A 12,084-nucleotide genomic window follows, 5' to 3' on the forward strand; every position below is an offset into this window, starting at 1 on the left:
AGGCCCGCATGGCGAAGAAGACGAAGAAGCAGCAGCAGTCCGCGGGCACGCCCGCGACGGTGGCCCTCACGGCGGCGGGCGTCGAGTTCACGGTGCACGCCTACGACCACGACCCGAGCCACCCGTCCTACGGCGAGGAGGCCGCCGAGGCCATGGGCGTCTCCCCCGACCGGGTCTTCAAGACGCTGGTCGCGGACGTGGACGGCGCGCTGACGGTCGCCGTGGTCCCGGTGGCCGGCTCCCTCGACCTGAAGGCCCTGGCGTCGGCGGTGGGCGGAAAACGGGCGGCGATGGCCGACCCGACCCTCGCGGAACGCACCACGGGCTACGTCCGGGGCGGCATCTCCCCCCTGGGCCAGCGCAAGAGGCTCCCCACGGTCCTGGACGCCTCGGCCACGACCCACCCCACGATCTGCGTCTCGGCGGGCCGCAGGGGCCTGGAGGTGGAACTCTCCCCGGCGGACCTGGCCGGCCTCACGGGAGCGGTCCTGTCCGAGATCGCCCGCGCGTAGACAGCCCGTCCGGCACGTGAGTACGAGACCCCCCGGTACCTGAAAAGCCCGTCCGGCACGTGAGTACGAGCCCCGCTCGAAACCTGAACAGCCCGTCCGGCACGTGAGTACGAGACCCCCCGGGACCTGAACAGCCCGTCCGGCGCTTGAGGACGAGGCCGTCCAGGCCGAAAGCGGGGGTCTGGGGGCGCGGCCCCCAGGGTCGGGACGGGAAGGGGCGGCGGGGGCGAGGAAAGCCCCGCTAGCCCATCGGCGCGCCGTACCCGTCCTTGGGCGCACCCATATGCGCCGGATACGGATCGGGATCCCGAGGCCCGAACAACGCCGTGAGCCCCAGATGCACCAGCGCCGCGGCGAACGACCACGCCAGCAACGCCCCCTTCGCGCCGAGCTTCAGCGGAGCGGAGAACGTGACCCCCTTGCCCGCGGACTGCGCGTGCGCGATGACATCGGAGTCGGGCCCCAGCCACACCCCCAGCCGCCAGGCCAGCAACGACCCCAGGAACCCCCCGACGGCGAGGCCGATCACCAGCGGCACTCCACCGCGCCGCCGCCACAGGAACACGGCCAGGGCGCTCACGGCCCCGCACGCCAGGGCCAGCAGTGTGAACGTTCCGTCCACGCCGATCGCCTGCTCGCCCTCGGTGTCCTTGAAGTAGACGACCCAGTTGTCGTCCACCAGGTCACCGACCAGCGGCACCTTGGGCGCCAGCCACACCCACAGCAGTCCGAGCAGCGCTCCGGCGAGCGCGACCGCGACCGTGACGACGGCGGCTTCGCGCAGTTCGGTCTTCATGCCGGGCCCGTCCTGTCCGTACGCGACGTCATGGGGCGCGGTGGCCACCCCCGCGTACCCGCCGGGCGGCGGCGGCCAGGCCGTGTGCGAGGACGGTTCGTGCGGCGGCGGAGGCGGAGTCAGCGGTGCGGTCACTCTGACATCGTGCCAGGCGCGCCTGTGCCGCGCGTCACCGGACGGCGGCCCGGCGGTACGCCCAGGTGGCGGCGGCCAGCGAAACGACGCCGACCCCGGCGCACACGGCGAGGTCGGCGAGGACGAACGCCCAGTCGGGACTCGCCCGGAAGGTCCGGGCGAACGCCTCGACCCCGTACGTCGACGGCAGCAGGTCGCGGGCGAAGCGCACCGCCTCGGGCATCCGGTCCGGCGGCAGCACGCCCAGCAGCAGCGCCGCCGACATGCCGAGCTGCCCCAGCACGGTGGCCAGCTCCGGCCTGGGCGCGAGGAGCCCGAAGGCCGCGCCCAGGCCGGACAGCGCGGCGCCGGCCAGCGGGATCACGGCCGCGAGGATCCACAGATGGGTCAGCGGCAGCCCGAACAGCACGCATCCGAAGACCGCGGTCACCAGGGTCCCCGGCACGGTGAAGGACGCGTACGCCCCGGCCGCCCCGAGCACCACGGCCGCGGGCGGCACCGGCAGGGTCGCGTAGTGGTCCAGTCCGCCGCTCGCCCGCAGCTGTCCGAAGTACTGCGCGAGCAGGTTGAGCGCTACGAACGCGACGACGAGAACCGCGGAGCCCGCCACCACGGCCTCCGCCTCACGGCCCCCGTCCACCACTCCCCGCATCATGATCAGGATGCCGACCGACTGGAAGGTCGCCACGAACAGCAGCGGGATGCGCGCCACCCGGGCCCGGGACAGCTGCGCCCGGTACACGGCCACCAGCGACGGCCACAGCCGCGCGCGGGGGGCCAGCTCGGCGGCCGCGCGGGGCACGGTCTGTGTGACGGCCCGGGCGCTTCCCGGCAGAACCTCGGCGGGTACGACACTCACGTGACGTTGCTCCTCTTCCCTACGGTTCCCCTACCGTCCCATACGGGCCTGGAGGCTCGCTCGCTCACCTCGGCGCCCCGCGCTCCAGCCGCCCTCAAGCCCGCACCAGTCCCTGCCGTGCCGCCCCGCCCAGAGCCAGATAGACGTCCTCCAGGCTCGGTGTGGCCAGCGTGAAGTCGTCCAGGGCGGCGAAGGCGGCTCCGCCGGTGACGGTGGCGACGACCGCGCGGGCCTCGTCGGGCGCCAGCCGCAGGGTCCAGCGGCGGCCCGACTCCACGGCCCGCTCGCGCAGCGCGGCGACCTCGGGCACGTCCAGCGGGGCCCGCTCGCGCCACACCAGTTCGACCCGCACCTCGTCGGCGACCTGCTCCTTGAGCCCCGTGGGGGTGTCGCAGGCGATGACCCGGCCCTGGTCGATGACGGCGACCCGGTCGAGGACGGTCTCCGCCTCGATGACGTTGTGGGTGACGAGCAGCACGGTCGTCCCGCGCTCGGCCCGCCGCCGGTCCACGGAGGCCCATACGGCCCGCCGGGCCACCGGATCCATCCCGGTGGTCGGTTCGTCCAGCACGAGCAGGGGGCGCTCCCCCACCAGCACGGCGGCGAAGCAGGCCAGCCGGCGCTGTCCGCCGGACAGCTTGCGCAGCGGCCGTCCGGCGATCGGCGTGAGCCCCAGCTCGTCGAGGACGGCGTCCCGCTCCCGGCGAGCCGCGCGCACGTCGAGGCCGCGCAGCCGTCCGGTGGTCTCGGCGGCCAGCGAGACGGTGAGGTCGTCGAGCGCGGTGGACTCCTGCCCGAGGTAGGCGAGGATCCGCGCGGCCCGCTCGGGGTGGCGCACGATGTCGTGCCCGAGGATCTCCACGCTGCCGGAGTCGGGCCGCATCAGGCCGGTCATCTGCCGGACGAGGGTGGTCTTCCCGGCGCCGTTCGGCCCGAGCAGCCCGAAGATCTCACCGCGCCGGATGTCCAGCCGTACGTCGTCGGTGGCCCGGACCTCGGGTGTCGCGGGAGTGCCGCGCCGGCCGCGGACCGCCGGATAGGTCTTGGTCAGCCCGCGCACGGCACACACGACCTCGTCCCTGTGCCGAATGGGCGGTGCCGCGCGCGTACTCACAAGGGACGAGACTACGGGGTCACGGACCGTCGCTCGCCGTCGGGGCGTCCCGGGCGGCCGGTTCAGTCCCCGGCCGGAGCGTGCTCGGCGGCGGTCCGTACGTCGATCTCGCGCCAGAATCCCGCCCGGATGGCGTACCGGTCGTGTTCGTCGATCTGGTCGTCCTTGTGGGCGAGCAGTCCGAAGCGGGCCGCGTATCTGAGCAGCTCGCCGTCGATGCGGTGCGGGATCCGCGGGTACATGCCCGACAGCTTCTGGAGCTGGCCCTGCTCGCCGAGGCGCGCCATCCACCGGCGGGCGAAGACCTGCCCCACCTCGTAGGGGTCGCCGCCGACGGTGGTGATGTCCTCCTCGCGGTCGGCCCACCGCTGCTCCGCCGTGGTGAGCTGCGCGAGCGTCGGCATCGCGGCGACCTCGGAGGGCTCGGCGGGGATCCCGGGACGGTCGACCCAGCCCTTGTCGGAGGACCAGCGCAGGGTCGCCGTGGTGGGGTGCTGGACTGCCTGGGCGCCGGGTGCGCGCAGGGCGGCCAGGTCCTTGGGGGTCGGCACGCCTCCCTTGGGCGCGGGAACGCGTTCCTCGCTCCCGTTCTCGGAGACGCCGGCCGCGGAGGCGTGCTCGGTCTGCTCGGCGCTCCGGTCGGAGGCGCGGGCGAGACCGGAGTCGGGCAGCGGCGCGGAGAGGATCGCGGCGATCTCGGGCCGGGGGGCGGGCGGCGACGCGCAGGTGCCGCCGACCTCCTTTGCGCGTACGGCCTTGGTGATCCAGGTGCGGTCCAGGACGCGCCGTTCGTCGGCCTCGGCGACGAGGTCCTCCGACTGGTTGTAGTCGCCGTCGGCGGCCTGGACGGCCCACAGGTGGACGGCGACGCCGTGTTCCTTGGCGGCCATCATGCCGGGCAGCAGATCGCCGTCGCCGGTGACGAGGACGACGTCGGAGCAGGCGCGGTTGCGGGCCAGTTCGGTCAGCTCGGCGTGCATGGCCGCGTCGACGCCCTTCTGGGCCCAGCGGCCGTCGCTGCGGGTCAGTGCGCCCAGCCGGACGGTCACCCGGGGCATCACGCGCAGTCTGCGGTGTTCGGGCTGGGGGACGCGGTCGGGGGCGCCGTCGAACCAGTAGATGCGCAGCAGCGGCCGCTCGGTCTCGGACTCGGCCTGTTCGCGCAGTCCCTGGACGAGGGCGGAGTGGTCGACGGTGATCTTCGATCGCGAGGGCTCTCCGGCGAGGAGGCTGGCGGCGGCCCCCAGCAGATACCCGGCGTCCACCAGGACGATGCAGCGGTCCACACGACTCACCCTCTTTCCGGGAGGTTTGCATCGGGCTTTCTTCGAGTCTGCCCGACCACGCGGAGGTTAACGGCCGGAACTCGATCTTCGGCGTGGCGTTTCGGGGGCTTGCGCTCCGACAACCCCTGTTACAGACGGTAATTATCCGAAATGCGTTGTAAGTCAGCCTATGTGAGTCTGGTCGCGTCGATGGCCCCCAGATCCCCCCAGGAGGCAGATCACCATGGCCAAGAACAAGAAGCAGGAGCGTAAACAGCCGCAGTCCGAGCGTGGTCAGCAGGCGGCCCAGCAGTCCTCGATGGAGTCGCAGGCCGAGCAGCGCATCGCACAGGTGACGCCGGCCGATGTCGCCCGCAAGGGCCGGCAGAAGCGCTTCGGCCACAACTGACACCCGGGTGACGGGCCGTTGCGGCTCGCACGCACCGAGGGGCGCATCCGGTACCGGATGCGCCCCTCGCGGGTTACTCCCCCGCGGGGTTCCCGCGGTCGCCCTGCTCTCCCGTGTTCTCCCGCGGTCTCCCGCGGTCTCCCGCCCTCTGCCGCGCTCAGCCGGCCAGGCAGGACGGGCCGAGCAGCACCTTCAGATCACCGAACAGCGCGGGGTCGGGCTTGACCCGGTGCCGGTCCAGCCGCAGCACGGTCGTCTTGGTCGGGCCCTGGAGCCTGATCCGGACCTCGCTGTCGCCCCGGTGGTGAGTGAGGATCTCCCCCAGGCGGTTGATCATCGGCGGGGTGACCCGGGTGGCCGGGATGGTGAGGATCACGGGGGCGTTGGTGCCCGCGTTCGACAGGTCGGGGACCTGCAGCTCCATGGCGACGAGCCGCGGCACGTCCTCCCGCTTGTCGAGGCGGCCCTTGACGAAGACGACGGCGTCCTCGACGAGTTGGGTCGAGACGAGCTGGTAGGTCGCCGGGAAGAACATGCACTCGATGGAGCCCGCGAGGTCCTCGACGGTGGCGATCGCCCAGGCGTTGCCCTGCTTGGTCATCTTCCGCTGGAGACCGGAGATGATGCCGCCGATGGTGACGACCGCGCCGTCCGCGTGCTCACCGCCGGTGAGCTGGGCGATGCCCGCGTCGGCCTTGTCGGACAGCACGTGCTCCAGACCGAACAGCGGGTGGTCGGAGACGTACAGACCGAGCATCTCCCGCTCCTGGGCGAGCAGATACGTCTTCTCCCACTCGTCGGTCGTGAACTCGACGTCGAGTCCGAAACCGGGCTCGCTCGTCTCCTCCTCGCCCATGCCGCCGAAGAGGTCGAACTGGCCCTCGGCCTCCTTGCGCTTGACCGCGACCACGTTGTCGATCATCGGCTCGAAGTGCGCGGTGAGGCCCTTGCGGGTGTGCCCCAGGGTGTCGAACGCGCCCGCCTTGATCAGCGACTCCGTGGTGCGCTTGTTGCACGCGACCGCCTCGACCTTGTCGAGGTAGTCGGGGAAGGAGCCGTACTTGCCCTTGGCCTTGCGGCTCCTGATGATCGACTCCACCACGTTGGTGCCGACGTTGCGCACGGCTTCGAGGCCGAAGAGGATCACGTCGTCGCCCTGTGCGGCGAAGTTGTGCACCGACTCGTTGACGTTCGGCGGGAGCACCTTGATGCCCATGCGGCGGCACTCGTTGAGGTAGACGGCCGACTTGTCCTTGTCGTCCTTGACCGAGGTGAGCAGTCCGGCCATGTACTCGGCGGGGTGGTTCGCCTTCAGGTAGGCGGTCCAGTACGAGACCAGGCCGTACGCGGCGGAGTGCGCCTTGTTGAAGGCGTAGCCGGCGAAGGGGACCAGCACGTCCCACAGGGCCTTGATCGCCTCGTCGCTGTAGCCGTTCTTCTTGGCGCCGGCCTGGAAGATGGTGAAGTTCTTCGCGAGCTCGTCGGGCTTCTTCTTGCCCATCACGCGACGCAGGATGTCGGCCTCGCCGAGCGAGTACCCGGCGATGATCTGGGCGGCCTTCTGCACCTGCTCCTGGTAGACGATCAGGCCGTAGGTGACCGCCAGGACCTCTTCGAGCGGCTCCTCGAGCTCCTTGTGGATCGGGGTGATCTCCTGGAGCTTGTTCTTGCGGAGCGCGTAGTTGGTGTGCGAGTCCATGCCCATCGGGCCGGGACGGTAGAGCGCCGAGACGGCGGAGATGTCTTCGAAGTTGTCGGGCTTCATCAGGCGCAGCAGGGAGCGCATGGGGCCGCCGTCGAACTGGAAGACGCCGAGGGTCTCACCGCGCTGGAGGAGTTCGAAGGTCTTCGGATCGTCGAGCGGCAGGGCCAGCAGGTCGAGGTCGACGCCCTTGTTGGACTTCACCATCTTGACGGCGTCGTCCATGATCGTGAGGTTGCGCAGGCCGAGGAAGTCCATCTTCAGCAGGCCGAGCGACTCGCACTGCGGGTAGTCCCACTGGGTGATGGTCACGCCGTCGGTGTGCCGCACCCAGATGGGGGCGTGGTCGACGATGGGCTCGCTGGACATGATCACGCCGGCCGCGTGCACGCCCATCTGCCGGACCAGGCCCTCGACGCCCTTGGCGGTGTCGATGACCTTCTTGACGTCCGGCTCGTTCTCGTACATCGCGCGGATCTCGCCCGCCTCGCTGTACCGCGGGTGCGAGGGGTCCGTGATGCCGTTGAGGTCGATGCCCTTGCCCAGGACGTCGGCGGGCATGGCCTTGGTGAGGCGGTCGCCCATCGCGTACGGGTAGCCCAGCACGCGCGCGGAGTCCTTGATGGCGTTCTTCGCCTTGATCTTGCCGTAGGTGCCGATCATGGCGACCTTGTCGGCGCCGTACTTCTCGGTCACGTACCGGATCACCTCGACGCGCCTGCGCTCGTCGAAGTCGATGTCGACATCGGGCATGGAGACGCGCTCGGGGTTGAGGAACCGCTCGAAGATCAGGCCGTGCGGGATCGGGTCGAGGTCGGTGATGCCCATCGCGTAGGCGACGATCGAGCCGGCCGCGGAACCACGCCCCGGACCGACCGCGATGCCCTGGTTCTTCGCCCACATGATGAAGTCGGCGACGACGAGGAAGTAGCCCGGGAACCCCATCTGGATGATGACGTCCATCTCGTACTCGACCTGCTTCTGCCGGTCCTCGGGGACGCCGCCCGGGAAGCGGCGGTCCATCCCCCGGCGGACCTCCTCCTTGAACCAGGTGACCTCGGTGAAGCCGTCGGGGATGTCGAACTTCGGCATGAGGTTCTTCGCCTCGAACATGCCGGTGGTGTCGATCTGCTCGGCCACCAGGAGGGTGTTGGCGCAGCCCTCCTGCCAGGCGTCGGAGGAGTCGATGGCGTACATCTCGTCCGTGGACTTCAGGTAGTAGCCGGTGCCGTCGAAGCGGAAGCGGTCCGGGTCCGAGAGGTTCTTGCCGGTCTGGATGCACAGCAGCGCGTCGTGCGCGGTGGCCTCGTGCGCGTACGTGTAGTGCGAGTCGTTGGTGACCAGGGGCGGGATGCCGAGCTTCTTGCCGATCTCCAGGAGGCCGTCACGGACCCGGCTCTCGATCTCGATGCCGTGGTCCATCAGCTCCAGGAAGTACCGGTCCTTGCCGAAGATGTCCTGGTAGTCGGCGGCCGCCTTGAGCGCCTCCTCCTTCTGGCCGAGGCGCAGCCGGGTCTGGAGCTCGCCCGAGGGGCAGCCGGTGGAGGCGATGAGCCCCTCGGACCACTGGGCGATGGTCTCCTTGTCCATGCGCGGCCACTTCTGCAGCCAGCCCTCGGCGTACGCGTCCGAGGAGAGCCGGAAGAGGTTGTGCAGGCCCGTCGCGTTGGCCGCCCAGATCGTCTTGTGGGTGTAGCCGCCGGAACCGGAGACGTCGTCGCGCTTCTGGTGCGGCTGGCCCCACTGGATCTTGCGCTTGTTGCGCCGGGACTCGGGGGCGACGTACGCCTCGATCCCGATGATCGGGGTGACTCCGGCCTTCTTCGCGGTGTGGAAGAAGTCGTACGCCCCGTGCAGGTTGCCGTGGTCCGACATGGCGATGTGGGTCATGCCCATCTCGTTGCACGCGTCGAACATGTCCTTGAGCCGCGCGGCACCGTCCAGCAGCGAGTACTGGGTGTGGACGTGCAGGTGCGTGAACGGCGGCTTTGACACGGCTGCGGCCTCCAAGGGAAACATACGGCGACGGGTGTCCCACCGGTTACGGACGGATCGGGGGACAGCGTCGAAGTCTATGCCTCGCGACTGACACCCGGGCTCGTTCCCCACGTACCTTCACGGGTGAGGCCGCGGGCACTTTCGTCCGCCCCCGCCCGTTGGATGCGACAGAAACGCTGTCGTACATGTCATGCACCAGGAGGCACCAGCGATGTCGGTTCCGCAGCTCAACGACGAGCACCGCGGCGAGGAGATCCTCGCCGTCTTCGACACCGCGTTCGGCGAGCTCCTGGCCGCCGACCCGGCCGCGTTCCGGGTGAAGTTCCGGAAGATGGCGGCCTCCGCGTTCGCGTTCTACCGCGGTACCGCGGGCCTCTTCTACCACGACCTGGACGCCGAGAAGCGGGGCGGCCCGTTCCTGGACGAGCGCACCTCGCGCGTGTGGATCCACGGCGACCTGCACGCGGAGAACTTCGGCACGTACATGGACGCGACCGGCCGGCTGATCTTCAACGTCAACGACTTCGACGAGGCGTACGTCGGCCCCTTCACCTGGGACCTGAAGCGCCTCTCCGCCTCCATCGCCCTCATCGGGTACGCGAAGGCGCTCGGTGACGACCAGATCAGCGAGCTGGTGGAGGTCTACGCGGGCGCGTACCGGGAGCGGATCCACGCGCTGGCCACCGGCGCCAAGAGCGACGAGGTGCCGCCCTTCACCCTGGACACCGCGCAGGGCCCGCTGCTCGACGCGCTGCGCGACGCGCGCTCCCTGACCCGCTTCGGGCTGCTGGACTCGATGACGGAGATCCGTGACTTCGAGCGCCGCTTCGCACCGGGCGGCGGTTCCATCGAGCTGGACGCCGCCACCCGCTACAAGGTGCTCGCGGCCTTCGACGGCTATCTGGAGACGCTTCCGGAGACCTCCCTGGCCCGCCCGGACTCCTACCGCGTGAAGGACGTCGTCGGCCGCCGGGGCATCGGTATCGGCTCGGCCGGTCTGCCGTCGTACAACATCCTCCTCGAGGGCCACAGCGACGCCCTGGAGAACGACGTGGTGATCTACATCAAGCAGGCCCAGACGCCGGCCGTCTCCCGGCACATCACGGACCCGGCGATCCGCGACTACTTCCAGCACGAGGGCCACCGCACGGTGATCTCCCAGCGCGCCCTCCAGCAGCACGCCGACCCGTGGCTGGGCTGGACCGAGCTGGGCGGCGCGGGGCAGCTGGTCGCCGAGGTCTCGCCGTACGCGGTCGACCTCGACTGGGGCGACATCGACGACCCGGAGGAGATCGCGGGCGTCGTCGCCGACCTGGGCCGGGCCACGGCCACGATGCACGCGGCGGCGGACGACACCTCCGGCGAGTCCCTGGTGCCCTTCTCCACCGAGCGGGCCATCGACGCGGCGATCGCGGCCGACGAGGACGGCTTCGCGCCGCTCCTGGTCGACTTCGCGCACACCTACGGCGCACGCGCGCGTACCGACCACCAGATCTTCGTCGACCTGTTCCGCAACGGCCGGATTCCAGGTCTCTAACGGTCCGCCTTCTCACAGGGACCCTTTAGGGGCCTCCTACAGGAGCACGTGACACACTCTCCTCCGCTATGGACATATCCGGGACCCGCCTCAGAGCCGTACGCGCGGCGCTGTTCACGGCATGCGTCGTGACGCTCAGCACCGCGTCGCACGTGCTGCTGTCCCGGGCCCCGCTGCCGCTCAACACGGTGGCCGCCGTCGCGGCCGCCGTGTTCGCCCTCGCCTATGTCCTCGCCGGCCGCGAGTGCGGCTTCGGGCGCATCGCCGCCCTGCTGATCCCGCTGGAGCTGGCGGCCGACACCGTCTTCACCACCGGCCAGCACGTCTGCTACGGCCGGGCGGGCGGCCCGGTCGCCGGCCCGCTGGCCTCGGTCGGCTGGGACGTGCTGTGCGGTGACGGCACTCCCGTCGGCACCCCGCTGGCCCAGGTCACCGGCACCGACACCGACCGGCTGGGCGGGCTCCTCGCCCACCCCGACCCGGCCGCCGCCTGGCTGCTGCTCGGCGCGCACGTCTGCGTCGGCCTGATCGCGGCCGCCTGGCTGCGCCGGGGCGAGCGGGCGCTGGCCCAGCTGCTGCGGGCCGCGACCGCGACGACCTTCCGGCCGCTGCTGCTGGCCGTCGCCGCCGTGGCCGTACGACGCGCCCCGGCGGCCCGCCGCCTGCCGCGGCCCACCCGCCGGTCGACCACCGTCCGCGAGCGGATTCTCGTGCACTCCTTGGGACGGCGTGGACCGCCGTGCTCGCTCGCCGCGGTCTGAACAGGCCCGTACGTCTGCGCAGGCCCCGGCACCCCGAGCACCACTTCAGTCCCTCAGTCCCCACACGAACTTCCGCGCACGGCATGTGCGCGTCCCTTGGGAGAACACCATGAGCAAGCGGAACAGCGCGGCGGCGAAGACGGCGGCCCGGGAGCGGCTGCGCATCGAGCGTGAGCGCGAGGCCAAGCGGGCCAAGATCAGGCGGCAGATCATCGTCGCCTGCTCGGTCGTCGGCGTGCTCGCCCTGGCGGGCGGCATAGGTTACGCCGTCGTCCAGGCGAACAAGCCCGGCTACTGGGAGGACGCGGCGAAGGCCAAGCTGGTCGCCCCGGCCAACACCAGCGGCAAGAACGGCACGACGGTCGTCATGGGCAAGGCGAGCGCCAAGAAGACGCTCGTGATGTACGAGGACCCGCGCTGCCCGGTCTGCGCCCAGTTCGAGCAGACCGTCGGCGCGACGGTGAAGAGCGACTACGACACCGGCAAGTTCAAGATCCAGTACGTCGGCGCGACCTTCCTCGACCGCAGCCTGACGGGCGAGGGCTCCAAGAACGCGCTCAGCGCGCTGGGCGCCGCGCTCAACGTCAGCCCCGAGGCGTTCCTCGAGTACAAGACCGCGATGTACTCGGCGAAGTACCACCCCGAGGAGACCGAGGACAAGTTCAAGGACGACTCCTACCTGATCAAGGTGGCGAACACCGTCGCGGCGCTGAAGGGCAACGCGAAGTTCCAGAGCGCCGTGAAGAACGGCACCTACGACCGGTGGGCGCTGGAGATGTCCAAGACGTTCGACAAGAGCGGCGTCTCGGGTACCCCGACCCTGAAGATGGACGGCAAGACGCTGACCGGCTCCGACGGGCAGGGCAACGCCCCGATGACGGTCGCCGACTTCACCACGGCGATCGACGCGGCGCTCAAGGGCTGACCGGCGGCTGATCCGACACTGCGACTAAGAGCGGGCGAACTTTTGGGAGTTCGCCCGCTCTTCTGTCGTAC

10 protein-coding genes are annotated in these 12,084 nt (G+C 70.6%); 5 read left to right on the forward strand and 5 right to left on the reverse strand.

Annotated elements, in window-relative coordinates; translation table 11 throughout:
• Positions 1-8: 8 nt before the first annotated feature.
• Positions 9-512 (forward strand): Cys-tRNA(Pro) deacylase, encoded by a 504-nt coding sequence (ybaK, locus tag ASD48_RS01635; protein ID WP_057599525.1) that lies wholly within the window; start codon positions 9-11, stop codon positions 510-512.
• Positions 513-753: 241 nt separating this feature from the next.
• Here the strand turns inward: ybaK and ASD48_RS01640 are convergent, their stop codons facing one another.
• The 4 genes from ASD48_RS01640 to ASD48_RS01655 form a co-directional block, all read right to left on the reverse strand.
• The gene (locus tag ASD48_RS01640; RefSeq protein WP_057599526.1) at positions 754-1,443 is read right to left on the reverse strand and encodes a DUF2567 domain-containing protein; all 690 of its coding nucleotides are present in this window, start codon (positions 1,441-1,443) and stop codon (positions 754-756) included.
• Positions 1,444-1,477: 34 nt separating this feature from the next.
• A complete protein-coding gene (locus ASD48_RS01645) occupies positions 1,478-2,302 on the reverse strand; it encodes an ABC transporter permease (RefSeq protein ID WP_057599527.1) in 825 nt (274 codons plus the stop codon).
• A gap of 94 nt (positions 2,303-2,396) precedes the next feature.
• Positions 2,397-3,371: an ABC transporter ATP-binding protein gene (locus ASD48_RS01650; RefSeq protein WP_057599528.1), complete on the reverse strand. Its 975-nt coding sequence runs from the start codon at positions 3,369-3,371 to the stop codon at positions 2,397-2,399.
• 107 nt (positions 3,372-3,478) lie between these two features.
• On the reverse strand, positions 3,479-4,702 hold the full coding sequence (locus ASD48_RS01655; protein WP_057599529.1) for an NYN domain-containing protein: 1,224 nt from the start codon (positions 4,700-4,702) through the stop codon (positions 3,479-3,481).
• Between the two features lie 223 nt (positions 4,703-4,925).
• On the opposite strand from ASD48_RS01655, the gene ASD48_RS44650 reads away from it, so the two are divergent.
• A complete protein-coding gene (locus tag ASD48_RS44650) occupies positions 4,926-5,090 on the forward strand; it encodes a hypothetical protein (RefSeq protein WP_020129908.1) in 165 nt (54 codons plus the stop codon).
• A 157-nt stretch (positions 5,091-5,247) separates the two neighbouring features.
• Here ASD48_RS44650 and dnaE read toward each other — a convergent pair whose 3' ends face one another.
• Positions 5,248-8,787 (reverse strand): DNA polymerase III subunit alpha, encoded by a 3,540-nt coding sequence (dnaE, locus tag ASD48_RS01660; protein ID WP_057599530.1) that lies wholly within the window; start codon positions 8,785-8,787, stop codon positions 5,248-5,250.
• 214 nt (positions 8,788-9,001) lie between these two features.
• Between dnaE and ASD48_RS01665 the strand changes: the two genes are divergently transcribed.
• From ASD48_RS01665 to ASD48_RS01675, 3 genes are all read left to right on the forward strand, one after another.
• On the forward strand, positions 9,002-10,327 hold the full coding sequence (locus ASD48_RS01665; protein WP_054242885.1) for a DUF2252 domain-containing protein: 1,326 nt from the start codon (positions 9,002-9,004) through the stop codon (positions 10,325-10,327).
• 68 nt (positions 10,328-10,395) lie between these two features.
• Positions 10,396-11,088 (forward strand): hypothetical protein, encoded by a 693-nt coding sequence (locus ASD48_RS01670; protein ID WP_020129911.1) that lies wholly within the window; start codon positions 10,396-10,398, stop codon positions 11,086-11,088.
• A gap of 109 nt (positions 11,089-11,197) precedes the next feature.
• Positions 11,198-12,013 carry a DsbA family protein gene (locus tag ASD48_RS01675; protein ID WP_057599531.1) on the forward strand — a complete coding sequence of 272 codons (816 nt, stop codon included), beginning with the start codon at positions 11,198-11,200 and terminating at the stop codon, positions 12,011-12,013.
• Positions 12,014-12,084 lie beyond the last annotated feature (71 nt).

It is taken from the genome of Streptomyces sp. Root1310 (assembly GCF_001426425.1).
GTDB lineage: Bacteria > Actinomycetota > Actinomycetes > Streptomycetales > Streptomycetaceae > Streptomyces.

Excerpts from the sequence above, each read along its gene's own strand:
- ASD48_RS01670 (WP_020129911.1), top strand. The coding sequence starts at position 10,396 with ATGGACATATCCGGGACCCGCCTCAGAGCCGTACGCGCGGCGCTGTTC.
- ASD48_RS01675 (WP_057599531.1), top strand. The coding sequence starts at position 11,198 with ATGAGCAAGCGGAACAGCGCGGCGGCGAAGACGGCGGCCCGGGAGCGG.
- ASD48_RS44650 (WP_020129908.1), top strand. The coding sequence starts at position 4,926 with ATGGCCAAGAACAAGAAGCAGGAGCGTAAACAGCCGCAGTCCGAGCGT.
- ASD48_RS01665 (WP_054242885.1), top strand. The coding sequence starts at position 9,002 with ATGTCGGTTCCGCAGCTCAACGACGAGCACCGCGGCGAGGAGATCCTC.
- ybaK (WP_057599525.1), top strand. The coding sequence starts at position 9 with ATGGCGAAGAAGACGAAGAAGCAGCAGCAGTCCGCGGGCACGCCCGCG.